We start from the raw sequence: 23,738 nt of genomic DNA, 5'->3' as shown, positions 1-23,738 counted from the left end.
AAAGAAACCCTGTGAAATCTGCTGCATTGTCCCTTGGCCTGAGCGCCGCACTGGCGCTGTCTTTGGTTGCCTGCTCCAAACAGGATGCACCCACACCCGACGCTGCACCCGCAGCGGCGGCCATCACCGCGTCAAGTTATGACACCGTGGCCGCAGGCGGCAAAGGGTTCACGGTGGGCGCGCTGATGAGTGCCCAGGCGGTGTATGTGCTGTTTGACCCGCAATGCCCGCACTGTGGCCACCTGTGGCAAGCCTCGATACCGTTGCACAACAAGGTGAAATTTGTCTGGATTCCGATTGCCTTCAACCAGGGCAAGAGTCTGTCCCAGGCCGCGGCCCTGTTGACTGCGGCCAACCCATTGGAAGCCATGACCGCCCATGAACAATCTTTGCTGGAAGGCACCGGCGGTATGTCGGCACCAAGTCCTTCCGACGAGCTGGTGACCACAGTGAAGAAAAACACCGACCTGCTGAGCCGTTTGGGCGTGGATTCGGTGCCCTTTTTAGTGGCCAAAAACCGCCACACGGGTGAGGTGGTCAGCCACAACGGGGCCATGGACACCGCCGCGCTGGCCCAGTTGCTGGGCATTGACTGAGTTCCTCACCACGCATGCAGTCCTGATTCACCCAACCCGACCACCTGCACCCAAGCCTTCTCATAGCTCCTGAAAACAGAGCTACTTACGCAGGTAAAACAAGGTCTAGAGCCTCAAAATGCTTCAAAATACTTCCTCACCACGGGACACCATGGCGCAGCAGCAGCGCGCGCGTTTCATCAGCACACACCCCCAGTCACAGGCTCTGGCACAAGCGGCAGCGCCCCACTGGCTGTTTGGTGTGCCGCTGCACTGGATGAGCGACTGGTCGACCCCGTTTGCCTTGCAAGTGGCCAGCGCCCAAGGCGCGCACCTGAGCGATGCAGACGGCCACACCTACGTGGATTTCTGCCTGGGTGACACCGGGGCCATGTTTGGCCACGCGCCAGCCGCCGTGGTGCAGGCGGTGCAAACCCAGGTGGCCCATGGCTGCACCACCATGCTCAGCGGGGAAGACGTGGCCTGGGTCGGTGCAGAGCTGGCCCGCCGCTTTGGCCTGCCGGTGTGGCAAAGCGCCCTCTCAGCCAGTGATGCCAACCGGTTTTTGCTGCGCTGGGTGCGTGCCGCCACTGGGCGCAAGAAACTGCTGGTGTTCAACGGCTGTTACCACGGCACGGTGGACGATGTGTTTGTTGACTTGGTCAACGGACAGCCGCGCCAGCGTGACAGCCTGCTCGGCCAGGTGCACGACCTCACCCAACACACGGTGGTGATTGAGTTCAACGATCTGCCCGCGCTGGAGGCAGCGTTAAAAAGCGGCGACATCGCCTGCGTGCTGGCCGAACCGGTGATGACCAACATCGGCATGGTGCTGCCACAACCGGGTTTCTGGGAAGCGGCACAAGCGCTGATCCGCCAGCACGGCACACTGCTGGTACTGGACGAAACCCACACCTTCAGCAGCGGCCCCGGCGGTTACGCCCGGGCCCATGGCCTGCAGCCCGATGCGCTGGTGCTGGGCAAACCGATTGCCGGTGGCCTGCCGTGTGCGGTGTATGGCATGAGCCATGATCTGGCCGCCCGTGCCACACAGGCCAAGCAGGATGCGCCACCCGGGCATTCGGGCATTGGCACCACGCTGACCGCCAATCGGCTGACCCTGGCGGCCATGCGTGCCACCCTGGCCGAGGTGGCCACTGATGCCGCTTTTGCCCACATGCTGGCGCTGTGCACCCAGCTGGCCGATGGTTTACGTGCCTGCATCAGCCGCCACGGCCTGCCCTGGTGTGTGACGCAGGTCGGGGCACGCTGTGAGTTCCAGTTTGGCTCCGTGCCACCGGTCAACGGCACACAAGCCGAAGCCATGATGGATGCCGAGCTGGAGCACTTGATCCACCTGGCCCTGCTCAACCGGGGGGTGCTGATCACCCCGTTTCACAACATGCTGCTGTGCAGCCCGGCCACCACGGCCGCCGATGTGGCGCAAATGCTGGCGGCGTTTGACGCGGTGCTGGATGAATTGGTGGCTTGCGGAGCGCTATCTGAGCCCGCCTGAGCTGGCAATGTCAATGCTCATGCCGGTGGTGAATGTCGGGGAAATGGGCATGTGTGTGCCGAAAAAACGGATGTGTATGGGCATGCTGGTGAGCGCCTGCGCCACTCCAGGCAAACGGGTGCTCATGCTGGTGATGTTCATCGTGGGTGTGTTCATGCTCATGTGCCATCGGCAAGTGGGTATGTTCATGCACATGCGACTCGGTCAGATGTAACCAGACCCCGAGGCCCATCAACGCAGCGGCCAGCCAAAACGCCATGGGGGTCGATTCCCCAAAGACCAAGACCGCAATGGCCGCGCCCATCCAGGGGGCGATTGAAAAATAAGCCCCGGTCCGCGCCGTGCCCAACCCCCTGAGCGCCAACACAAACAACACCAGACTCACCCCATAGCCGACAAAGCCAACCGCCAGGGTGACCAACAAGGTGAATCCGGTGGGCAGCGTTGCCCCCAGAGACAGCGCCAGCACAGTGTTCACGCCACCTGCCACCACCCCTTTGCTGGCCGCGATGAAAAGGGCATCGGAGGCAGAAACCCGGCGCGTCAGATTGTTGTCAATGGCCCAGCAGAGGCAGGCCAGCGCCAGGCAAACCGCGCCCGTCCAGTCTTGCTGACCATTGAAGTCAGAAGGCCAGGACAGCACCACGCCGCCCGCCAACATGGCCGTCATGCCGATCACGATGCGCCGGTCAGCGTTTTCCCGGAACACCACCCAGGCGATGAGGGCGGTCAAAACCGATTCCAGATTCAGCAGCAAGGAAGCAGTGGAGCCAGAGGTGGAGGTGAGCCCGAACATCAGCGCCACCGGTCCGGCCATGCCGCCAAAAAACATCGCCCCCAGCAACCATGGCCACTCCCCGGCAGCCATTCCAGAAGCTTGCCAGCCCCGGTCGCGGATCAGCCGAATCAGGGTCAGCCCGACACCGCTGCCCAGATACAACAAGCCTGCCAGCAAGATGGGCGGCTGCGTACCGACCAGCCATTTGGCAAGGGGCGTGCTGGCACCAAACAGCACAGCGGCCAGCAGTGCAAAAAAGACGTAGCGGTTCATGCGGGAAAGTGCCTCTGGCCTGGGTTCAGCGCTGGGTGCACCACGTGGCCGTCACACCTTGCGCCGTGCGACAGCCGTTTATTTCTTCAGCGCCGTCTTCCAGTCGTGGAACACATCGATGTCAAAGCCGTCGGGGTAGTTCAACAAGCCAGGGGTGTGGCCTTTTTTGTTTTTCTCGCCGTATTGCCAGATGATGTCCTTGGTCTTGCGGTCGACCACGATCACGCGGTCATTCAGATCATCGACGATCAGGATGTCGCCGGTGTCAGGCAATTCGCGGGCAATGGAGGAGTGGTCCAGCGCTTTTTCACCATCCTTGTAGAAATATTCCCAGGTGACTTTGCGCGTGGCCGGGTCAAAAATCACCACACGGCCGGGTTTCCAGAAGTCGGCCACGATGATTTGTTTGCCATCCACCGTGGGGAAGGCATCCGACGGGTAGTGCATGCCGGGAGCCTTGACGCTCCACAACACCTTGCTGTCACGGGTGATGCGTGAAATCCAGGCATCGGTGATCTCGGTCACCAGCAAGTCACCGTTTTCCAGAGGCGTGGCACCGTTGGCGTGTGCCAGCTGGCTGGGCGGGTTGTGTTTGCACTGGCCCGGTGTGCCCCACTGGGTGACGATGTCATTGGTTTTGGGGTCAATGATCAGAATGCGGCAGTTGCGGATGTCGGCAGTCACAAACTTGCCGTCGGCCAGCAGATGGGCATCGTCCGGGTAGTTCAGGATGTGGCTGCCGCTGCCGCGGTGGTCGGGCACACCCCAGGTCCAGGTCAGGGCGCGTTGGTTGTAGTCGACCAGGTGCACATCAAAGTTGTCTTCCTCACTCACCGCCAGTTGGCTGCCGTCGACCGAGAAGTTCACGTCTTCATTGCCACGGTAAACCGCCAGGCTGGGTGACGGAAATTCCCAGACGATGGATTTGTCGGGGGCCACTTCGATCAGGCGGTTGTTGCGCCGGTCGGCAATCACGATGGGATAAGGCAAGGGTTTGCCCCAGCTGGCCACCGGGTTTTTGCGGTTGCCGGTCACGGGTGGGATGGCAGGTAACTTGACCCCACTGGAGACAATGCCAGCCCCCGTCATCTCGGGGGTGACCGTAACGGCGATCCCCATCAGCGGATCGGCCTTGGCAGCAGGTTTGGCTTTGGCGCTTGGGGCTGGTTTGGCTGCAGGTTTGGCCTTGACCGCAGCGGCTGAGGCCGCGGGGGCCGGGCTGACAGATGCGTCCGGGACACTTGCCTGAGCCAGGCAGGCGGTAGAGAGGGGCAGCAAGGCCGCCAGCGCAAGGCTTGGCGCGGCCATATTTTGAGGCAATTGGAAAAACATGGGGGAATCCTGAAATGCTATATTTTAAATAGCTGTTTGCGCTTTATTTGCTTGGACTTGAGGCCAATACGACTCACTTTTCTGGTGTGCTGGGCAAAGCGCAGCACGCAGAGGGTGTGGGGTACTGGAAAAGCGGGCCAAACCCGCACCGGATGATTTTACCGGCCCGCAGTCACTGGCTTTCAAACACGGCACGCCCATACAAGGGGTTGACCCCGCGCATGTTGTCTTTGAAATGTTGTTGCCATTGGGTCAATTGCGCCGCAGAGAGTTCCAGCGGCTGCTTCATCACCAGCCACTCCACGCCCTCGGTACAGGGTGCGGCCGTCAGTGAGCCGCTATAGCGGTAGTAGGCCAGGTGGGTCGGTAACAGGTCTTGGGCGCTGACCTGTTGGTCGGGATGCTTGTGGTCGCCATCCACCTTGGCGGGAATCTGTGGCAGCAAACGTGTCAGCAGCGGGTTTTCAGCGCCCAAGCGGAACGGCACCACAATGGCCAACAACTGGCCTGATGCGCTTTTGTGCAGGATGTGCGCGGCAAATGGAAATTTTTCACCCTTGATCTGATCACCCCCTGGGGTGTGAAAGTGAAACTGCTGCAGCGTATAGCGCTCCTTGCCGATCACCAACTGGCCGCTTTTGTCAAAACGTACGCGCAAGGTGTGGCCGTCATTGGCCAGTTTGAGTGGTGCGCTGCGGTAGTCCACCGTCATCGCGGGCAGTTTTTTCGCCGCCACCGATTCAGCCGTGATGTTGATCGGTGACTGGCGATGGCCGCTTTCGCACAGGGATGCCTGGCAGGTGGAAGTGGCCAGCAGCAGGGGCAGAATCAGGTGTTTCATGGGACGGGTCAGACTGGATGTTCAAAAGCGCCTATTGTCCGGTGCTCATGGCGAAGCTGCGGGTGAACGGCGCGCCATTGATGGTGCCCGACAAGCTCACCTGGTAGGTGCTGCTGGGGTTCAAAGCGCTGGTCGGCACCACAAAAGCTTCGTTGGTACGGATATACGGCTGCCCATAACTGTCCAGATTGGGGTCGTTGGCGTTGGTCAGCACGGTGGTGGGCACGCGCACACCACCTTGAGTGATGCTGCTGGAGGTGACGTTCAGCACCTGTCCCGCATCCACCTTGAGGTAAATCGGTGGCCCGACGGTCTGGCTGGTGCTGGTCATGGCGGGAAACGGGTTAGGGCTTTCGTTGGCAGGTACAAAGACTGTTGGAATCCCGGTGCTGCCCTGGCAGGGGTAGGTGGCCAGATTGCCGGCACCCAGTTTGATGCGACGGGCACTGTTTTGATAGCCGTTGAGTGAGCCAAAACGGTACTCTTCGTGCCAGTAAACACCACGGGCCACGGTTTGCAAATCCGCCCCAAACCCCACGTCCGCGCCGTCATACATACCACCAATCAGGTGATAGACGGTATTGAGCAGAGTGAGCATGGAGTCTGCACCACGCTGTTGCAGTGGTGAGGTGTAGCCGCTGCTGTAAGTCCAGGACGTGGCTTCAATGATTTCAGCGACCTGATTGCCGTAACCCCAGTAGGTGGTGCGATCCCATGGGTAATAGCCGGTGTAATAGGGGTCCGTGGTGACGGTTTCGTAGTGGCTCAGGATGGAGGTGCCACTGGCCAGCGAGATGCTGTTGAGGTAGCGTGCATGGCTGAGCGCTGCAGCATCAAGCTGGGTGTTTTGTGTCAAGGCACCAAAACCGCACAACACGCGGGCCCGCTGCAACACATTCCAGCCCCCCAGTTCTGCCGAGCCCGCCAGGTAGGTGGAAGCCGGGATGCTGACGGGGACCTCAGGCAGCACCGAACCAGATGGGGTCGTGGTGCCACCCCCTCCCCCGCCACCACAGGCGACCAGACCCAGTGAAAACAGCAAGGCCAGGGCAAAAGAATTCAGTTTGTACATATGGTTTGTCATCTGAAAATCAACCTGCCGAGGATAACCGTTCGCAACGAGGCAGAATGCAGCCATTCACATTCGGAACCACATTACCATGACCATCGAACCCACCCCACCCGAGGCGCTTACCCCGCCTTCTGCCACAGATATCCTGCAAAGCACCGACTTTGACGAACTCGACACCATCCTGGACGACCTGCGCACCCGCTTTGACGAAACCCCGCAATGGGAGTTTTGTGAAGGCTTCATGGCGGCCGTAGTGTGCTGTCGCCGGGTGATTCCCGCCACCGAGTACTTCAATGTGCTGCTGGATCTGGAAGATGACAGCGAAACCCCCTTGTTTGTCGATGATGCCCAGTTCCAGCGCTTTTTTGCGCTGTGGATGCGCCGCTTCAACGAGGTGGCAGCAGCTTTGGATGCCCGCATTGAGTCACTCGACGATGAACGCGCCTACCAGCCCGAGGTGATGGATTTACGCTCCGCCATTGCGGCCCTGTCAGATGAGCAACGCGCCGAGATGGACGACGCGCCGATTCCCTCCTTTGGCCAAATCTGGGCCATTGGTTTTATGTACGCGGTGGAAAGCTGGCCGGATGAGTGGGCCGCACCCCGTGACAAGGAAGCGGCCAAAGTGCTGGATGCCGCCTTGGAATGTATCGTGGCACTGACCGAAGACGACACCGAACCCGCCACCGTGCCGGCCTTTGAAGACGACAGCGTGCCCAGCATGAGCGAGCAACGGCTGGACGATTTTGCCGATGCCATGTGGGCGGTGTATGACCTGCGCGAACTCTGGCGGCAAATTGGCCCGCGTGTCGAAACCGTGCATGTGGGCGAGAAACCGGGCCGCAATGACCCCTGCCCTTGTGGCAGTGGCAAAAAATACAAGAAGTGCTGCGGCGCGTAGTCACCAATAACAAATTAAGCGTGCATCCATGTTCGGATGTGCGTTTTGCGCAAGTACCAGTCAACAGAATGGGTCACGTGAAATGAGCGAACTGCAAGCTGTGGCACAAAAATTTTGATGCGAACATGTTCAACTTAACCTGAGGGAAAAAATGAGCGCTAAAAAGATTTCGATCACAACAATGGCCCTGCTGATGGCAGCATCAGCATCTTCACAAGACCTGTTTGTCAAAAAAAGCCTGTTTTCACAATACGAGCCTGCCACAGAGAAATTTCAAAAGATCGACACCAAAAACACGGTGGGCGACTATCCAATTCTCAAAATTGGCGAAGAGATGCAACTGATGTATTCGAAGGTGAATTATTCGACAGGAGTCGTTGTTCCCCTTGGGCGGGTAGCGATGTTTTCAGAAAGAAACAAAAAATATCTTGTCGGTTTGGACATAACGGCAAATCTGCAACAAACTAACATGAGCGATTGGACAGACACACCCTGCAAGCGTGAAAATTATTTGTGGAAAAGATCGATTGGCGGGGAATTCAAGGATGTGAATTGTGTGACCATCAATCACCTCGTCAGTTTCTTCTCAACGCCAACAGGTGAGTTCCAACAAATATTGGTCAGCATGAAAGATGCCGGTGTGGAAATTCCACCAACAGTTCTTCGCACAACATTCACCAGATATGAAGCGAATGGAAGAAGGCTTGTGTATGTCGTTGATGTGAATCCAGAGCAGTATGGGGTAGATCGCGATGCAACAACCCCCTGGGGCAGCAATGGATGGTACAAAGACTTCATCAGCCGTGATCCCCAACGAGTCGAGTTTCTGGCACGACTCAAAAAATGGGCCATAGATGTACAGGATCGAATGGATTCTGCATTTAAAAAAGATGCCAAAGCGTTTGCTGATTTGAAGCCCATTCACGACTATCTGACTGAAAAGAAAGCTCAAACTCAGGGCAACGCTGGCGACACTCAGGTTGTTAATCTAACAACACCCAGTCAACAAAACAAAAGCGAGTGAAGTGGCAGGCCGGACATTAAAACGTCCGGCCTCCATCCATTGAACTCATAGCGCAACTGAGGCGTTCAGGCGCATCGACAGGCGCGAATCGTGCGCTTGCCGTCACACCAGCAGCAGCAAATGCTCGCGCTCCCACGAGCTGATGACCCGGTTGTAGGTGGCGTATTCCAGCTCTTTGACCGCGCAAAAGGCTTTCACAAACGACGGCCACAGCACCTCGGCCATCGCCTCACACCCGCGCATGCGGGTGATGGCATCCTCCAGGTGACGCGGCAACTCATAGTCCAGGTCCCAGGCGCTGCTGTCCATCGGGTCGGAGGGTTTGATCTTTTCCATGAGCCCCAAGTAACCACAGGCCAGAGTGGCGGCGGTGGCCAGGTAGGGGTTCACATCCACACCGGGTACACGGTTTTCCACCCGGCGGTTTTGCGGGTTGGACTTGGGGATACGGATGCCACAGGTACGGTTGTCCAGCCCCCACTGCACGTTGATCGGCGCGGACATGAAGCGTGACAGGCGGCGGTAGGAGTTGACATACGGGGCCAGCATCGGCATCACCTGCGGCACGTACTTTTGCAGGCCACCAATGTAGTGGTTAAACAGCTCACTGGCTGATCCATCGGCATGGGAGAAGATGTTTTGACCAGTGTCGGCATCCAGCACACTTTGGTGGATGTGCATGGCGCTGCCGGGTTCCATCTCCATCGGCTTGGCCATGAAGGTGGCAAAAATGCCGTGGCGCAGCGCGGTTTCACGCACGGTGCGTTTGAACAGGAACACCCGGTCGGCCAGGTCCATCGGGTCACCGTGGCTGAAGTTGATTTCCATCTGGCCGGCCCCGGCTTCGTGGATCAACGTTTCGACCCCCAACCGGTGTACGCTGCAAAACTGCGACAACTCCATGAAGAAGGGGTCAAAGTCGTTGACCGCGTCGATCGAATACGACTGCCGACCGGCCTCGGACTTGCCGGTGCGCCCCAGCGGCGGCTGCAAGGGTTCATGCGGGTTTTGCTGGCGCGCCACCAGGTAGAACTCCATCTCGGGGGCCACCACCGGTTTCCAGCCTTGTTTTTCATAGAGCGAGACCACATGGCGCAGCACGCTGCGCGGGGCCAGTTGCACCAGCGAGCCGTCGTCTTCATGGCAATCGTGGATCACCACCGCCACCGGCTCGGCCGCCCAGGGCACCACGCGGGCGGTGCTGATGTCGGGCAGGCACACCATGTCGGGGTCGGTCTCGCCCACATACGGGCCGTTGTCGGGCTGCTGGCCGTTGACGGTGTTGAGCAACACACTTTTGGGTAGACGCATCTCGCCCGCACTCAAGAACAAGTCTTTGGGCAGGATCTTGCCGCGGGCGATGCCGGTCATGTCGGGGATGACACATTCCACCTCGTGGATGCGGTGTGTGGCAAGAAAGTCGGTGATGGTGTCGTTCATGGGCAAGGCCGGAAGTGGAGTGAACTTCATGATAGAAGCCCGCTCCCCCAGCACACAGTGCCACTTGACACCCGCAGGTCAAGACCAATTGCTATTTATTCAATAGCTACTTGCGCTTTCACATCAAGTGCTATAAGCCTTTTTTTCATACAAAGTACGGCCTTGTCCTTGCTCAGCAACAAGGCTTTGTGGGCCACGGCCAGGTCGATGAACTTCTGGTCGTCTGGGTCTTTGCAAGTGACGGCGGCTTTGGGCGCGGTGTCGACCAGCATGGCCTGGCCGTCGAACTGGGCCAGTACGTGTTCGGCACTCACCTGGTAGAAAGCCATGCGGGGTGTGACCTTGGGGTAGGCCAGCACCCGCGCCAGCTCGTCGCGCATGGCTTTGGTGGCGATCCATTGCAGCTGGTGTGAGGCCAGCGCGGTTTTCAGGGGGCGCGCCGCCGGGTCGTCAAAGACAAAGGCATCCAGGACGATATTGGTGTCCAGTACCACCGTGTGCTGGCGGTCGGCTGCAGAGGTGAGAGGCATCGGCAGCGGCTCAGTTCGTCGCAGCGGGTTTACCCGCCATCTTGCCCGCCACCATGTCAAAGCGGAACAGGCGGCATTCAATCGGGCCATTCCACATTGGCACGCGGCGGGTTTCTTTCAGGCGCATTTTGCCGGGCAGCTTCAGATCAGGGGTAAGCACCCAGGCGGTCCAGCCAGAATAGTTTTTCTTCCAGTGGCTGGCCAACTGGTTGAAGAATTCGCCTGAGCCCTCGGTCTGCGGCAACTCGCGTGCGCCAAAACGCGGCTGGTTGGCATCGTCCTCATAACCCGACGCATCACGCGGCCCGCCTTTGGCCACGCCACCCACGTCGATGCGCTCGCCATAGGGCGGGTTGAGCAGCATGACACCACCACCTTCCACCGGAGGCATGCGCTGCAAGGCATCACCACCCCGGAAGTCGATCACATCGGCCACACCGGCACGCTCGGCGTTGCGCTGGGCAAAGTCCACCATGCGGTGTGACACATCACTGCCGAAAATAATGGGTTTTTGGCCTGGATCCCTGACCACTTCTGCGTCAGAAGCTTCTTTTTTTATAGCATCCCAATCGCTACGCCGAAACGACAGGTATTTTTCGAAGGCAAAGCGGCGCCGGCTGCCCGCAGCAATGTTGCAGGCCATTTGCGCGGCTTCAATGGCGATGGTGCCGCTGCCGCAGCAGGGGTCGTACAGCGGTTTCAGGTCGTCGTCGCCCTCAAACCAGCCGCTGGCCGCGATCATGGCAGCGGCCAGGGTTTCTTTCAGCGGGGCATCCCCCTTGTCTTCGCGCCAGCCGCGTTTGAACAGCGGTTCACCCGAGGTGTCGATGTAGAGCGAGCAACTGTCGGTGGTCAGGTGGGCATAGAGGCGCACATCAGGCCACTGGGTGTTGACATCGGGGCGCACGCCATTGGCGACGGTGCGAAAGCGGTCACACACGGCGTCCTTGATCTTGAGCGCGGCAAAGTTCAGCGAGGTCAGCGGGCTGTGCTGGGCGGTGATCTCGACCTTGATCGATTCGCGCGGGGTGAACCAGCGCTCCCACGCCACCTCGGAGGCGGCGCGGTACAGGTCTTGTTCGTGGCGGTATTCGGTGTAGCTCAGCAGCACCAGCACGCGCTGGGCCAGGCGGCTGTAGAGGTTGAGCAGCATGGCCTGGGTGAACGAGGTGCGCACCGCCACGCCACCGCGTTGCTTGGTGATGCAGCCCGGCGGCAGGCCGGTGATACGCAGCACCTCAGGGGCCAGGTAGTCTTCTACGCCGGCGGCGCAGGGGAGGAAGAGTTGGAGTTGGTTCATGATTTTCCTGATCTGCTGTTGAAGCGAAACACATTGATCGCAAGGCAACAGCGTTCACCGCACGGTTTCACAGTTCTTTTCTGAGCGAAGCTGGTGCAATACGCAGACCTTCGCGGTATTTGGCCACGGTGCGGCGGGCGCATTCGATGCCTTGCTCTTTGAGCATGTCGGCGATCTGGTTGTCGCTCAAGGGTTTTTTGGGACTTTCGGCGGCCACAAACTGCTTGATCAGGGCACGCACCGCCGTGCTGGAAGCATTGCCACCCGACTCGGTGCCCAGGCCGGAACCAAAGAAATACTTCAGCTCAAACGTGCCAAACGGTGTGGCCATGTATTTGGCGGTGGTGACGCGGCTGATGGTGGACTCGTGCAAACCGAGTTCATCGGCAATTTCGCGCAGCACCAGCGGGCGCATGGCCAGCTCGCCGTGCACAAAAAAGCTTTTTTGCCGCTCCACAATGGCGCTGCTGACGCGCAGGATAGTGTCAAAACGCTGCTGGATGTTTTTGATGAACCAGCGTGCCTCAGTCAAACGCTGCTGCAAGGCGGCAAAGTTGGCCGCATCATTACCCCCGGCTTTGTGCCCTTTGAGCGCGTTGGCATAGATGTCATGGACACGCAGGCGTGGCATCACTTCAGGATTCAGACGCACCTGGAACTTCATCTGGCCACCTTGGCCGACGGGCACCACCAACACATCGGGCACGACGATGTTGCGCTCCACATCCACAAAACGGCGCCCCGGCTTGGGTTCCAGACGACCAATCAGACCAATCGCGCTACGCACCATGGCTTCACTGGCCTCACACAGCGGCATCAGGTGCTTGATGTCACGCCGGGCCAGCAAATCCATCGGTTGGGCGCAGATGCGCAGGGCCACATCCACCACATCCAGATCAATGTCCAGATCCGTGTCTTTTTGCAGGGCCGCAAGCTGCAGGCTCAGGCATTCAGCCAAACCACGCGCACCGACGCCGGTGGGCTCCAGGGTGTGCAGCAAACGCAGGGCTACAGTGAAATGATGCACCAGTTCTTCAATTTGCTCGGCATCATCTCCCGCCAAACCACGTGCCAATTCAGTCAGATCATCTTCCAGATAACCGTCATCATTGAGGGATTCGATCAAAAACCGCAGGGCCGCCTGGTCTTCGGGGCTGAGCCGCAGTGCCAATGCCTGACGATGCAAAAAGCTTTGCAGCGACTCCTGGTTACGCGCCAGCTCGGTCGCATCCATCTCGTCGTCACCACTGAGGTTGTTGCCTTTGGCACGCGCTTCACCACCCCATTCACCGTCGTCCGGGCTCAGGCTGACGCTGCCGTCGCCATCCCAGCTAGGGCCATCCTCTGCTGAAAAGCTGCTTTCTTCAACATCTTTTGAGGCTGTAGTGCTTGATGAATAAGCGTCAGTAGCTCCTGAAGTAGTAGCATTTTCAAACTCCAGATCGGTGGAACTAACAGGCACATCTGCCTGCGCCAGGCCAAAGGATTCACGTTCAGCCTCTTCAGCCGTACGTTCCAGAAACGGGTTTTCATCCAGCATCTGATCCACCTCACTGCCGAGCTCCAAGGTAGAGAGCTGCAGCAGCCGGATCGACTGCTGAAGTTGTGGCGTGAGTGCCAGATGTTGGGAAATACGAAGGGAAAGACCTTGCTTCATAACACCACCAGGTCGCCCCCAGCTGCAGTAGCGCCCAAAACGCTCAGGGCTGCGGCTCCATGCCCTCCAGCACAGGCCTGGACTGACCGAAGAGATGTGGCTTCAGGCTGCGTCGCAGCCAGCGTGGTACTCAAAGTGACTAGCGTGGGTACCATGTCATCACATTCTGAAGTGTTCACCCAGATACACCCGGCGGACATCGGCATTCTCTATGATGTCGGCTGGTGTACCTTGCGCCAGCACGGAGCCGTCGCTGATGATGTAGGCATGATCGCAAATACCCAGCGTTTCGCGCACATTGTGATCCGTGATGAGCACACCAATACCTCGGGTTTTCAAAAAATTGATGATGCGCTGGATTTCAATCACGGCAATCGGATCAATACCCGCAAAGGGTTCGTCCAGCAAAATGAAGCGCGGCTGGGTGGCCAGGGCACGGGCAATCTCCACCCGGCGACGCTCCCCGCCTGAGAGCGACAGTGCACTGGATTCACGCAAATGCTCCACCCGTAAATCCTGCAGCAAGGCCGTCAGGCGCTGCTCAATTTCAGCCGCTTTGAGCGGATGGCCTTGCGCATCATGCTGCAACTCCAACACGGCACGCACGTTTTCTTCCACATTGAGTTTGCGGAAAATAGAGGCTTCTTGCGGTAAATAGCTCAAACCCAGCCGGGAACGACGGTGGATCGGCATGTGTTCGATGGATTGCCCATCAATGGTGATGTCCCCTGCGCTGGCCCGCACCAGGCCCACAATCATGTAGAACGAGGTGGTCTTGCCTGCGCCATTGGGCCCGAGCAAACCAACCACCTCACCCTTGCGCACCGTGAGCGACACGTCTTTCACCACCTTGCGGCTGCCATAAAACTTTTGCAGATGATGAGCTTCCAGTCGGCTGCTAGCGCCGTCGTCCTGTGAGTTCACCGCAGCGACTTCTGGCACCGGCACTGTCTTTGGGGGGAGTGCACCCATCAGTGTTTGGCTCCGCCAAGTTCGGGGGTTGCTCGCAACGGAGTGACCGATGTGGGTGCTGAAGGAACTTCTTTTTTGGGGGTCAGCATGGCACGCACACGGCCAGCGGGTGCGCCGGGTTGCCCCACACTGCCGCTGGCACCCGCAGCAGGAGAGCCATCCAGTGTGAACACATCGGTCAGGTTGTTGTACACAATCACCCCGGCGTTGAATTCATCGTTCAGCGTTACCCCCTGGTAGCGCCGCAATTGGGCCTGGGTGGTGAATTTGACGGTGTCTGCACGGCCATCGTAATCAATACGTTCACCCTCGCCTTCGATGTATTCGTCCAGGCCCTCCCGTTTTTGTCTGAAAAAGGCCCGCTTGCCGGGCTCAGCAGTCACCAGTCCAAATTGATAACCCTGTGGGTCTTGGCGCACCTCAAGCCGGCCGCCACGAATCAAGATAGTGCCCTTGGTCAATACCACGTTTCCGGTGAACACACTTACTTGTTTGAGATCGTCATAACGCAATGCGTCAGCCTCGACATTCATGGGTTTATCACGATCGGCTTTTTCAGCCCAAACCCATGGCGCAGCCACCACCAAAGCGGTGGACAAAAGGCAGTTCAACAATGGAGATTTCATAGGGGCACGAATCTTGCTAAAAATGTGTCCCATTGTAGCGAGACAAGACTCGCTACGCCCATGGATACAAAGTGAAATCAGCGACCGTTACGCGCTTGCGCCACCAAGAAATCAGTCACCAACAAGGCGCGTTCCATGCTCTTGGCCATGGAACCATCGGTGTAATAGCGTCCAGCCACACCAAGAGCGGGCACGCCGTCCACCCGGTATGCGTTGGTCAGCTGTTTGGCGCGGTTGGCTTTGGTGGCCACGCTGAAGGAGTTGTACTGTGTCATGAACTGGGCGCGATCCACCCCTTGTGCCGCCAACCAGTCCACAACAGCCGTCAGACTGTTCAGGTTGCGATGTTCGTTATGAACAGCCGCAAACACTTTGGCATGCAGTTTTTCGACCAGATTCATGGCCTCCATCGCGTAATACATGCGCTGCAACACCTCAAAACTGGCCAGAAAGGGCACAGGCACACGGTACACAACGACATCTTTGGGTGTTTTCTTGAGCCACGCGCTGAATGCAGGCTCAAAGGCATTGCAGTGTGGACACATGTAGGAGAAAAATTCCACCACTTCCACCTTGCCAGCCGGTGTCTCCACCGGAGCGGGCGTGTCGAGTTTGATGAAGTCCGTGCCAGCCTGGGGCACACCAGCTTGCGCCAGCACGGCAGAGGGTGACACCACGGCAGAAAATGCAGCGACTGAACTCAACCCGGTAAAAAAATGACGGCGTTGCATAACTTGAATCTCCGATAAATTGATGAGCAGCCTATCAGAACTCAACAGGCTCAAAAAGTTCAACGCTGCACACGCACCAGTGCAGTTTCAATACCCATGGTGTCGAGCTTGAGTTTGGCTTTATCAGCCGCTTCGCGCGTTTCGTAGGGGCCGGTGCGCACACGGTAAACCACTCGCCCGGCTTGTTCGCGCTCAGACAACTTGGTCTCCACTCCTGCAAGTGACAACTTGGCACGTTGGCCTTCTGCATCTTCAGGGGTCCGGTATGCACCCACCTGAACAAAATAGCTGAAGGGTTCGGCTGTCGCAGCGGCATCCTTGGCTGCTGTGCTGGCTTTGACCAGATCACCAAGCGGGTCAGCAGTGACCGCTGGCTTGAGTTCAGGCTTGGTAACCGGTGTGGCCTCAGGCTTCACTTCCGGTTTGCCAGCCAGCTTGGTGGGAGCAACCACTTTAGCAGCCACTGGCGCAGAGGCTGAAACCGTGGCAGGTACAGGCTGGGGGGTTGGCGCAGAAACCGGTGCGGGCAAAACCGTTTCGACTGAACTGGGGGGCTTCACCTGATTTTTCCCATACAAAGGCGCATTGGGGTTCCAGTCTTTGTTCTTCTGCGCTTCGGAAACATCTTTCTCTGCCGTTTGGCCGCCAATCTTGTTCATGAACGACACCGGTACTTTGGTGACATACACGGCAACCGCCAACGCGGCGCCCAAGCCGACCACCAACCCCAGCACAAAGCCCAGAAAGGTACCACCGCGTTGCTGCTTTTTATCCAGAACTTTCATCACATCTCCCATGATCATTTGCCCGATTACATTTTTTGCGGAGCACTCACGCCCAACACTGCCAGACCATTGTGCAACACCTGTGCGGTGGCAGCCACCAGGGCCAACCGGGCCAGCTTGACAGCCTCATCGTCCACCAGAATACGCTCGGCATCGTAGTAGCTGTGGTAACAGGCCGCCAGTTCGCGCAGGTAAAAAGTCACATCATGGGGTGCAAAGCCTTCAGCTGCAGCACCCAACATGTCGGGGTATTTGGCCAGCAACAGCATCAAGGCGTGGGCTTGCGGGCTGTCCAGTGCACTCAAATCGACTTGCGCCAAAGTTGCTTTATCCCCCCCCCAGCTTGCCAGCACCGAACAAATCCGCGCATGGGCGTATTGCACGTAATACACCGGGTTGTCGTTGTTTTTGGCCACGGCCAGATCCACATCGAAGGTGTACTCGGTATCCGGTTTGCGGCTGAGCAAAAAGAAACGCACCGCGTCCTTGCTGGTCCACTCGATCAAATCGCGCAGCGTCACATAGCTGCCGGCACGTTTGCTGATCTTGACCTCTTCGCCGCCCTTGACCACGCGCACCATGGTGTGCAGCACATAGTCGGGGTAGCCCTGTGGAATACCCACATCGGCCGCCTGCAGGCCGGCACGCACACGGGCAATGGTGCCGTGGTGGTCGGTGCCCTGGATGTTGATGACCTTGGTGTAGCCGCGCTCCCATTTGGCAATGTGGTAGGCCACATCCGGCACAAAGTAGGTGTACGTGCCATCTTTTTTACGCATCACGCGATCTTTGTCGTCGCCATAGTCGGTGGACTTGAGCCACAGCGCACCATCCTGCTCGTAAGTCTTGCCATTGGCAATGAGCTTGCCCACCGCAGCTTCCACACGGCCACTGGTGTACAGGCTGGACTCCAGGTAATACTCGTCAAACTTGAGGTTAAAGGCCTGCAAATCCTTGTCCTGCTCGTTGCGCAGATAGGCCACGGCAAACTGGCGGATGTTGTCGTAGTCGTCCACATTCCCGTTAGCGGTGAACTCGCGGTCATCGGCCTTGACGGCCTTTTGGGCCAGGAAGTCGTTGGCAATGTCCTGGATATAGTCGCCGTTGTAAAACGCTTTGCTCAGTGGGTTGTCCGGGTCGGTAGGCCAGCAGACGTCGCCGGGCTTGAAGCCTTTGGCACGCAGCTGCGTGCTCTTGGTAAGCGTGTCAATCTGCACACCGGCATCGTTGTAATAAAACTCACGGTGCACCTGGTAACCCTGGGTAGTAAAGAGGTTACACACCGCATCACCCAGGGCAGCCTGACGACCATGCCCGACGTGCAAAGGACCGGTGGGATTGGCCGACACAAACTCAACCAGCATGCGTTGGCCGTTGTCAGCCTGGGTGCCGTAACGCGTGGTTTGCGCCAGCACCGAACGCACCACTTGTTGTTTGGCTGCCGGTTTGAGTTTGATGTTGATAAAACCCGGCCCGGCAATGTCCAGCGCATCGACCCAGGTTTGAAAGGCAGGCGTGTTGCGCAGGCTGGTGCACAGGTTTTCAGCCAATTGGCGAGGATTGAGTTTGAGCGGTTTGGCCAGTTGCATGGCCGCCGTGGTGGCCAGGTCACCGTGGGCCGCCACTTTGGGTGACTCAAACGCGGCTTTGGCACCCGCGCCAGGCAGTAAATCTTCCAGCGCAGTGCGCAGGGCTTCAAGGAGTTCGGTTTTGACAGTCAGCATACGTTGATTTTACGGGGCGGCTTGTGTGACAAAGTTGACCCGTCGGCACAAACCCGGTCAACGGGTTTGCTTCAGGCCACGTTGTGTGATGGAATCCCGCTTGGGGTTTTGTTTGACTCTTACTCTGATTTTTAAGGAAACCATATGAAGCAACTGTTGACTCTTCTGGGCTTAAGCCTCTCCATGACCTTCGGTTCAGCCTTTGCTGCGGATGCCCCAGCCCCAGCCGCATCCGCAACCAAAACAGCCCAACAAGGGAAAATGGCCACCTGCAACAAGGAAGCCGCTGACAAAAAGGGCGACGAGCGCAAGGCCTTCATGAAGGAATGCCTGAGTGCCAAGCCTGCAGCCCCCGTTGCCAGCAAAAAAACCACGCAGCAAGAAAAAATGAAAACCTGTAACAAAGACGCTGGTGACAAAAAACTCAAAGGTGATGAGCGCAAAGCCTTCATGAAAGACTGCCTGAGCAACAAAGGCTAGGCATTTCACCCATAAAGCTTAAAAAACCCCGCCAGTTTGGTCTGTGCGGGGTTTTCTTTTGGCATGATGCTGCCCATGCTGACCCGCCCATCCCTGTCCCCGTCCATTTCCTGCGTTATTCCCGCCTACAACGAAGCCCGTATCCTGGGCACGCTGTTGCGTGAATCTCTGGCCACCCTGAAGCAATTAAGCAGCCAAGTGGAGCTGATCATTGTGGACGATGGCAGCCGTGATGACACCACGCAAGTGATGCACGCACTTTGCAACACCTACCCTGAATTGGTCTACCTGAAACTGTCGCGCAACTTTGGCAAAGAACCCGCACTCACCGCTGGTATTGAGGCCGCCAAGGGTGATGTGGTGGTGTTGATGGACGGCGACGGGCAACACCCGGTGTCCTTGGTCACAGACATGCTGGCCAAATGGCGTGAAGGTGCGGATGTGGTGTACGCCGTGCGCAAAACCCGTCATGATCAGTCGGGCTTACAAATCAAACTGACCGGCTGGTTTTACAAACTGGTCAACATGGGCAACCGGGTCAAAATTCCAGCCAATGCCGGGGATTTCCGGCTAATGGATCGCAAGGTGGTTGAAGCCCTGAAACGTCTGCCTGAACGCAACCGTTTTATGAAAGGCCTGTATGCCTGGGTCGGCTTCAACAGCACAGCCATTGATTATGAGCCTCTGCCACGCGCCGATGGCAAAAGCAACTTTGGCTTGATTGGCTCACTGTCACTGGCCTTTACCGGAATTTTGGCATTTTCAATTGCGCCGTTGCGAGCATTAACCGTGACGGGATTCATGCTGTCTATACTTGCACTGGGATACGGTGTGTGGGTGGTGGGTGAATATTTCATCACGGGCATCGCCGTGCCGGGCTATGCCACCATTGTGGTTGGCATGATGTTTTTCAGCGGTATTCAGCTGCTCTCCATTGGCATCCTGGCCGAGTATGTCGGCCGGATTTACGAAGAGGTGAAACAACGGCCCAACTATCTGGTCAGCCAGCGACTTGGGCAGGGTCTGCCATTACAGCAGCCACCAGCAACACCGCAAGCGTGAACGCATCAACTTTCTGGTTTTTGGCCGTCGGCGGATCGGCTGCCGCAACCCACATGGGTGTCTTTGCACTGAGTCAAAGCCATATGTGGCCTGAATTGGCCAATGCTCTGGGCTTTTGCGTAGCGTTTGTGGTCAGCTTCGCTGGCCACCGGTTGCTCAGTTTCAAAGATGCTGGCACCAGTGTGTCCACCAGCTTGCTGCGTTTTGCCGCCACCGCATTGGCAGGGTTTGCCAGCAACGAGCTGGTGTTTATGCTGCTACTGCGGGTCTTGGGTTTACCCAGTCTGCTGGCGCTTTTTTTAGCGCTGCTGTTTGCAGCCGGGCAAACCTTTGTGCTGAGCCGGTTCTGGGCTTTTCGCCGCTGAAACCTCTGCGGTGCCGCCACCCGAGCGGTACAAATCCCAGCCCGCACCCTTGAAATACAGCGTCCAACCAGGCTGATTGGAAACCAAAGTGCTGCCGCTGCGCCCGGCGAACCAGTGGCCAGGTGTGTGTGCAACTTGTGCCAATACGCTCAGCGGTTGTAACACCTGGGCGGCGTGAGCATCAAAATCAGCCCCCTCAAACAGCTCGCGCTGCCAGCCATCACCCGCTTGCTGGCGCAACATGGGCCAATCGTTAAGCACCACCATGGGTTGGATGGTTTGAGCGTAAAGCGGCAAATCGTAAGGAAACGCATCCGACACATACACGGTATCGCTGGGCTGAGCGGCGCAGGCCAGGACTTGCGCCAGGTCTTGCGTGCGGCTGGCGCGGGTGACATCACCCACCTTCAGCACAATGCCCAAAGCAATCACACCATTGACCAGACAAATGCCCGCAAAAATCTTGCCAGACGCTGCCCGGTGCGCCATGGCCCGCTGCCAGCCCATGGAAGCCAGCAAGGCCAAAGGTGGCACCACCGGCAGGATATAACCCACCAGTTTGGAATTTGGAATCGAGAAAAACACCAGAATCACCAGCAACCAGGACCAGCACAGCTTCCACCAGGTGTCGGTCATGCTGACCTCTGAGGCCAAGGTGGTCGCCGTAACCCGACGCATCTGGTTGAAGGCGAAAAACATCCAGGGAAATAACAACAAAGCCAAGGCCAGCACATAAAACCAGACCGGCTGCGGGTTGTTGTACACGGCTGCGGTATAGCGGTTGAGCTGCTGGCCAATAAACATGTAATTAAAAAACTCAGGATAGGTGCGCTGCGCCAAAACAAACCAGGGCAGCGCAATCGCCAAAAACAGCGCCAAGCCGCTCAGCCAGGGGAAATGCAGTATTTTTTTGAGCTGGCGCGTCCAGATCAGCCACACCAGAATCACCAGTCCAGGCAAAGCCAAACCAATCAAGCCCTTGCTGAGCATGCCCAAAGCACACGCCACAAACCCCAAACGTGCCAGCCCGGGGTTGGGCTTATCACCCGCCATGAAGGCAAAGGCAAAACACCAGATCGCCACACCTATCCAGCTGGCCACCAGCATGTCATGGTTGATGTACTGGCCACCCACCAAAAAACCCAAGCTGCTGCCCAGCATGATGACCGCACGTCGGGCAATCCGCTCCGTGCTGATACGCCGGGCGGCAAGGTAAAGCGCGCTGAGCATCAACCCGGCATGTAAGGCGGGCACCAAGCGCAAGGCCAGTTCACTTACCCCAAAAATGGCCACACTGATGGCTTCCAGCCAGTACAAATAAGGGGGCTTGTGAAAGAACGGAATACCGTTCAGGCGTGGCGTGAGCCAGTCACCACTGACCAGCATCCAGCGGCCGATTTCGCCATAACGCCCCTCATCAGGTACCGCAAAGGGTCGCAAGGAGGCCAGAATCAGCAGTGCCAGCCACAAAACAGCCAGGATCAGCCAGGATTTTTGTTGTTCAGAAAGGGTTTTATTCACCCGCGGATTTTAGCGGCGAGCCTACGTTCAAACAGGTTCAGGCCAACGACGGGCTGGGTAACCTAGTTCCCAGGTGGTCAGCATGTGCAGAGTGATGAAACCATCCTTCACATCCGCACAACCTCATGCACCAGCCCCTGCTGCAAGCTCACCACCCGCTGCACCCCGGCAATCGTCTCGGGCCGATGCGCCACGATGATGCGCGTCAGCGGCAACTGCGCCAGCGCTTGTGTCACCCGGTGTTCGTTGGCAATGTCCAGATGGCTGGTGGCCTCGTCCAGCGCCAGCACTTTCGGATTCTTGTACAAGGCCCGAGCCAGCAGCACCCGCTGCTTTTGCCCGCCTGACAGGGACGACCCCATGTCGCCCACCAGGGTCTGGTAGCCCATGGGCATGCGGGCTATGTCCTCATGCACAGCAGCCACCTGGGCGCAGGCTTGGGTGTGTTCGTCATTCGCCTGCACGTCAAAAAAGCTGATGTTGTCGCCAATGCTGCCCGCCAGCAACACGTCTTCCTGCATCACCGTGCCGATGCGCTGGCGGTAGTTTTGCACTCCCAGGTGCTTGACCGGAATGCCGCCATACATCACATCGCCCTCTTGCGGGGTCAGCAAACCCAGCAGCAGCTTGAGCAGCGTGGTTTTGCCGCAGCCACTGGGGCCGATGATGGCCACACTTTGCCCGGCCTCCAGGCGCAAGTTGGCCTCTTTCAGAATCCAGGGTTCACCCTCGCCATAACGAAAGCTCACGCCTTTCAGCTCCACACTGGGTTCCAGGTGGGCCAGGTCGTTGCTGGGCAACTCGTTGGCCTCGGGGGTGCTCAGCACAATATCGCCCAAGCGCTCGGCATGCAGGCTGAGCATTTTGATTTCGACCGCGTAGTTGATCAGCGCCGACACCCGGCTGCTGAACTGGCCCTTGTAGCTGATGAAGGCAAACAGCATGCCGATGGTGAACACCTGTGCCGCGCCCGTCGTGGCACCCGCCACTGCTGTGCCAGACTGCATCACCAAACCCGCCCCCAGCCAGAACACCAGCAGGTTTTCTGCACCAGAGACAAAGGTGTGGGCGGTGGAGAACCCGATGTTCATCTTGGCGGTGCGCACATCGCGGTTTTGCACCTCCACCAGCAAGTTTTGCCAGCGGGCGCGGCGCTCTTGCTCCCGGCCAAACAGCTTGAGCGGCGTGATGGCGCGCAGGGTTTCCAGAAAGTGGGTGTTCTCACGCGCGGCCACCACCAGGCGCTCGGCGGCTGCATCACGAAACGGGCGGTAGGCCACCCAGCGCAGCACGCCGTAAATCAGCACCGAGCCGACCACCACCGCACTCAACTTCAGCGAATACAGCAGCATCATGCCCAGCGCAGCCACGCCCATGATGCCGTCCAGCACGGCTTCAATCACACTGGTGGTCAATGTCTTTTGAATGCTGCCCACCGAGCCAAAGCAGCTCACCACGTCGCCCAGGTGGCGCTTCTCAAAGTATTCCACCGGCAGCTTGACCAGATGGGCAAACACATTGCTGGCCCATTGCAGGCTCAGCGACTGGCCCAGCACCAGCACCATCCAACTGCGGGCCAGGCCCACCGCGGTCTGAATCACCAGCAGCAGGGCAAAGCCGATGATCAGCACCGAGAGCAAATCAACGTCATGCGTGGCAATGGCATCGTCCACCACCAGTTGGTTCAGCAGGGGCGCGGCAATGGCAAACAGCTCAAGCACCACGGCCACGGCAAATATCTGCAGCAAAGAGCGCTTGAGCCCGCGCACCTTGCCGGTGAGTGCCGACAAGGCCACACGCTGGCGCTGGTCGGCGGGCTGAAAGGCGGCGTTGGGGGTCAGCTCCAGCGCCACACCGGTGAAATGCCGCGAGACTTCGGCCAAGGGCAGGCGGCGTTCACCCACCGCCGGGTCAAGCAGGGTGACGTGGCCGCGCCCGACTTTTTTGAGCACCACAAAGTGGTTCAAATCCCAGTGCAGGATGCAGGGCAGCGCCAGTTGGGCCAGCTCGTCAATTTCCAGACGCAGCGGCCGGCTGCTGAAGTTCAAGGCCCCGGCGTGGGAGATCAACTGTTGCAGCGTGGCCCCTTTGAGCGAAACTGGGAAGCGGCGGCGCAGGTCGAACAGGTCAAGCTGCAAGCCGTGGGCGTTGGCGACCATGGCCAGACTGGCGAGGGCACATTCGCTGGATTCGGATTGGAGGATGGGGTACATGGGCGGGAATTACTCAAACT

The 23,738-nt window shown here is 58.3% G+C and carries 22 protein-coding genes; 7 read left to right on the top strand and 15 right to left on the bottom strand.

All coding sequences use genetic code 11. The annotated features are described in order from the left end of the window. Positions 1–11: 11 nt before the first annotated feature. Together LDN84_RS05680 and LDN84_RS05675 are read left to right on the top strand one after the other, a co-directional pair. Positions 12–596 (top strand): thioredoxin domain-containing protein, encoded by a 585-nt coding sequence (locus LDN84_RS05680; RefSeq protein ID WP_223909650.1) that lies wholly within the window; start codon positions 12–14, stop codon positions 594–596. A 151-nt stretch (positions 597–747) separates the two neighbouring features. After that, positions 748–2,091, top strand: a complete 1,344-nt coding sequence (locus LDN84_RS05675; protein WP_223912785.1) for an aspartate aminotransferase family protein — start codon at positions 748–750, stop codon at positions 2,089–2,091. Positions 2,092–2,101: 10 nt separating this feature from the next. Here LDN84_RS05675 and LDN84_RS05670 read toward each other — a convergent pair whose 3' ends face one another. The 4 genes from LDN84_RS05670 to LDN84_RS05655 all read right to left on the bottom strand — a co-directional run bounded on the left by LDN84_RS05670 (position 2,102) and on the right by LDN84_RS05655 (position 6,387). Continuing rightward, complete coding sequence (locus LDN84_RS05670; RefSeq protein WP_223909647.1) at positions 2,102–3,142, bottom strand: DMT family transporter; 1,041 nt, start codon at positions 3,140–3,142, stop codon at positions 2,102–2,104. 78 nt (positions 3,143–3,220) lie between these two features. Continuing rightward, positions 3,221–4,474, bottom strand: coding sequence for a BamB-related PQQ repeat family beta-propellar protein (locus LDN84_RS05665; RefSeq protein WP_223909645.1), 1,254 nt, complete (start codon positions 4,472–4,474; stop codon positions 3,221–3,223). A 172-nt stretch (positions 4,475–4,646) separates the two neighbouring features. After that, complete coding sequence (locus LDN84_RS05660; protein WP_223909642.1) at positions 4,647–5,315, bottom strand: carbonic anhydrase; 669 nt, start codon at positions 5,313–5,315, stop codon at positions 4,647–4,649. Positions 5,316–5,346: 31 nt separating this feature from the next. Next, complete coding sequence (locus LDN84_RS05655) at positions 5,347–6,387, bottom strand: spore germination YkwD domain-containing protein (protein ID WP_223909639.1); 1,041 nt, start codon at positions 6,385–6,387, stop codon at positions 5,347–5,349. 88 nt (positions 6,388–6,475) lie between these two features. On the opposite strand from LDN84_RS05655, the gene LDN84_RS05650 reads away from it, so the two are divergent. After that, a complete protein-coding gene (locus LDN84_RS05650; protein ID WP_223909636.1) occupies positions 6,476–7,288 on the top strand; it encodes a YecA/YgfB family protein in 813 nt (270 codons plus the stop codon). A gap of 151 nt (positions 7,289–7,439) precedes the next feature. After that, positions 7,440–8,312, top strand: coding sequence for a hypothetical protein (locus LDN84_RS05645; RefSeq protein WP_223909633.1), 873 nt, complete (start codon positions 7,440–7,442; stop codon positions 8,310–8,312). Positions 8,313–8,414: 102 nt separating this feature from the next. Here the strand turns inward: LDN84_RS05645 and LDN84_RS05640 are convergent, their stop codons facing one another. From LDN84_RS05640 to argS, 9 genes are all read right to left on the bottom strand, one after another. Further along, complete coding sequence (locus LDN84_RS05640) at positions 8,415–9,752, bottom strand: glutamine synthetase family protein (RefSeq protein WP_223912783.1); 1,338 nt, start codon at positions 9,750–9,752, stop codon at positions 8,415–8,417. A gap of 95 nt (positions 9,753–9,847) precedes the next feature. Beyond that, complete coding sequence (locus LDN84_RS05635; protein ID WP_223909630.1) at positions 9,848–10,282, bottom strand: putative toxin-antitoxin system toxin component, PIN family; 435 nt, start codon at positions 10,280–10,282, stop codon at positions 9,848–9,850. Between the two features lie 10 nt (positions 10,283–10,292). Further along, positions 10,293–11,582 carry a THUMP domain-containing class I SAM-dependent RNA methyltransferase gene (locus tag LDN84_RS05630; protein ID WP_223909627.1) on the bottom strand — a complete coding sequence of 430 codons (1,290 nt, stop codon included), beginning with the start codon at positions 11,580–11,582 and terminating at the stop codon, positions 10,293–10,295. A gap of 67 nt (positions 11,583–11,649) precedes the next feature. Continuing rightward, positions 11,650–13,239: an RNA polymerase factor sigma-54 gene (gene rpoN, locus LDN84_RS05625; RefSeq protein WP_223909624.1), complete on the bottom strand. Its 1,590-nt coding sequence runs from the start codon at positions 13,237–13,239 to the stop codon at positions 11,650–11,652. A 159-nt stretch (positions 13,240–13,398) separates the two neighbouring features. Continuing rightward, on the bottom strand, positions 13,399–14,211 hold the full coding sequence (gene lptB, locus LDN84_RS05620) for an LPS export ABC transporter ATP-binding protein (protein WP_223909621.1): 813 nt from the start codon (positions 14,209–14,211) through the stop codon (positions 13,399–13,401). After that, complete coding sequence (gene lptA / locus LDN84_RS05615; protein ID WP_223909619.1) at positions 14,211–14,837, bottom strand: lipopolysaccharide transport periplasmic protein LptA; 627 nt, start codon at positions 14,835–14,837, stop codon at positions 14,211–14,213. Before lptA ends, lptB begins: the two co-directional genes overlap by 1 nt. 77 nt (positions 14,838–14,914) lie before the next feature. Further along, on the bottom strand, positions 14,915–15,568 hold the full coding sequence (locus tag LDN84_RS05610) for a thiol:disulfide interchange protein DsbA/DsbL (RefSeq protein ID WP_223909616.1): 654 nt from the start codon (positions 15,566–15,568) through the stop codon (positions 14,915–14,917). A gap of 59 nt (positions 15,569–15,627) precedes the next feature. Then, positions 15,628–16,353, bottom strand: coding sequence for an SPOR domain-containing protein (locus LDN84_RS05605; protein ID WP_223909613.1), 726 nt, complete (start codon positions 16,351–16,353; stop codon positions 15,628–15,630). A 26-nt stretch (positions 16,354–16,379) separates the two neighbouring features. Beyond that, positions 16,380–18,077, bottom strand: a complete 1,698-nt coding sequence (argS, locus tag LDN84_RS05600; RefSeq protein ID WP_223909610.1) for an arginine--tRNA ligase — start codon at positions 18,075–18,077, stop codon at positions 16,380–16,382. A gap of 144 nt (positions 18,078–18,221) precedes the next feature. Between argS and LDN84_RS05595 the strand changes: the two genes are divergently transcribed. The 3 genes from LDN84_RS05595 (at position 18,222) to LDN84_RS05585 (ending at position 19,984) form a co-directional block, all read left to right on the top strand. Continuing rightward, positions 18,222–18,557: a PsiF family protein gene (locus tag LDN84_RS05595; protein ID WP_223909608.1), complete on the top strand. Its 336-nt coding sequence runs from the start codon at positions 18,222–18,224 to the stop codon at positions 18,555–18,557. A 75-nt stretch (positions 18,558–18,632) separates the two neighbouring features. Then, positions 18,633–19,619, top strand: a complete 987-nt coding sequence (locus tag LDN84_RS05590; protein WP_223909604.1) for a glycosyltransferase family 2 protein — start codon at positions 18,633–18,635, stop codon at positions 19,617–19,619. Beyond that, on the top strand, positions 19,616–19,984 hold the full coding sequence (locus LDN84_RS05585; protein WP_223909601.1) for a GtrA family protein: 369 nt from the start codon (positions 19,616–19,618) through the stop codon (positions 19,982–19,984). The genes LDN84_RS05590 and LDN84_RS05585 overlap by 4 nt, the downstream gene beginning before the upstream one ends. Here the strand turns inward: LDN84_RS05585 and LDN84_RS05580 are convergent. After that, positions 19,919–21,505 (bottom strand): glycosyltransferase family 39 protein, encoded by a 1,587-nt coding sequence (locus LDN84_RS05580; protein WP_223909598.1) that lies wholly within the window; start codon positions 21,503–21,505, stop codon positions 19,919–19,921. The two genes, LDN84_RS05585 and LDN84_RS05580, sit on opposite strands and share 66 nt — an antisense overlap. A gap of 107 nt (positions 21,506–21,612) precedes the next feature. Continuing rightward, entirely contained in the window at positions 21,613–23,718 is a 2,106-nt protein-coding gene (locus tag LDN84_RS05575) for a peptidase domain-containing ABC transporter (RefSeq protein WP_223909595.1), read from the bottom strand. Between the last annotated feature and the right edge of the window lie 20 nt (positions 23,719–23,738).

The organism is Rhodoferax lithotrophicus (genome assembly GCF_019973615.1).
GTDB classification, from domain to species: Bacteria; Pseudomonadota; Gammaproteobacteria; order Burkholderiales; family Burkholderiaceae_C; genus Rhodoferax; species Rhodoferax lithotrophicus.
This window is presented reverse-complemented; position numbering and strand designations above follow the sequence as displayed.

What these genes read in the sequence shown, in the direction of transcription:
- LDN84_RS05675 (WP_223912785.1), top strand. Translation starts at nt 748, where the DNA reads ATGGCGCAGCAGCAGCGCGCGCGTTTCATCAGCACACACCCCCAGTCA.
- LDN84_RS05670 (WP_223909647.1), bottom strand. Translation starts at nt 3,142, where the DNA reads ATGAACCGCTACGTCTTTTTTGCACTGCTGGCCGCTGTGCTGTTTGGT.
- LDN84_RS05665 (WP_223909645.1), bottom strand. Translation starts at nt 4,474, where the DNA reads ATGTTTTTCCAATTGCCTCAAAATATGGCCGCGCCAAGCCTTGCGCTG.
- LDN84_RS05660 (WP_223909642.1), bottom strand. Translation starts at nt 5,315, where the DNA reads ATGAAACACCTGATTCTGCCCCTGCTGCTGGCCACTTCCACCTGCCAG.
- LDN84_RS05655 (WP_223909639.1), bottom strand. Translation starts at nt 6,387, where the DNA reads ATGTACAAACTGAATTCTTTTGCCCTGGCCTTGCTGTTTTCACTGGGT.
- LDN84_RS05650 (WP_223909636.1), top strand. Translation starts at nt 6,476, where the DNA reads ATGACCATCGAACCCACCCCACCCGAGGCGCTTACCCCGCCTTCTGCC.
- LDN84_RS05645 (WP_223909633.1), top strand. Translation starts at nt 7,440, where the DNA reads ATGAGCGCTAAAAAGATTTCGATCACAACAATGGCCCTGCTGATGGCA.
- LDN84_RS05640 (WP_223912783.1), bottom strand. Translation starts at nt 9,752, where the DNA reads ATGAACGACACCATCACCGACTTTCTTGCCACACACCGCATCCACGAG.
- LDN84_RS05635 (WP_223909630.1), bottom strand. Translation starts at nt 10,282, where the DNA reads ATGCCTCTCACCTCTGCAGCCGACCGCCAGCACACGGTGGTACTGGAC.
- LDN84_RS05630 (WP_223909627.1), bottom strand. Translation starts at nt 11,582, where the DNA reads ATGAACCAACTCCAACTCTTCCTCCCCTGCGCCGCCGGCGTAGAAGAC.
- rpoN (WP_223909624.1), bottom strand. Translation starts at nt 13,239, where the DNA reads ATGAAGCAAGGTCTTTCCCTTCGTATTTCCCAACATCTGGCACTCACG.
- lptB (WP_223909621.1), bottom strand. Translation starts at nt 14,211, where the DNA reads ATGGGTGCACTCCCCCCAAAGACAGTGCCGGTGCCAGAAGTCGCTGCG.
- lptA (WP_223909619.1), bottom strand. Translation starts at nt 14,837, where the DNA reads ATGAAATCTCCATTGTTGAACTGCCTTTTGTCCACCGCTTTGGTGGTG.
- LDN84_RS05610 (WP_223909616.1), bottom strand. Translation starts at nt 15,568, where the DNA reads ATGCAACGCCGTCATTTTTTTACCGGGTTGAGTTCAGTCGCTGCATTT.
- LDN84_RS05605 (WP_223909613.1), bottom strand. Translation starts at nt 16,353, where the DNA reads ATGAAAGTTCTGGATAAAAAGCAGCAACGCGGTGGTACCTTTCTGGGC.
- argS (WP_223909610.1), bottom strand. Translation starts at nt 18,077, where the DNA reads ATGCTGACTGTCAAAACCGAACTCCTTGAAGCCCTGCGCACTGCGCTG.
- LDN84_RS05595 (WP_223909608.1), top strand. Translation starts at nt 18,222, where the DNA reads ATGAAGCAACTGTTGACTCTTCTGGGCTTAAGCCTCTCCATGACCTTC.
- LDN84_RS05590 (WP_223909604.1), top strand. Translation starts at nt 18,633, where the DNA reads ATGCTGACCCGCCCATCCCTGTCCCCGTCCATTTCCTGCGTTATTCCC.
- LDN84_RS05575 (WP_223909595.1), bottom strand. Translation starts at nt 23,718, where the DNA reads ATGTACCCCATCCTCCAATCCGAATCCAGCGAATGTGCCCTCGCCAGT.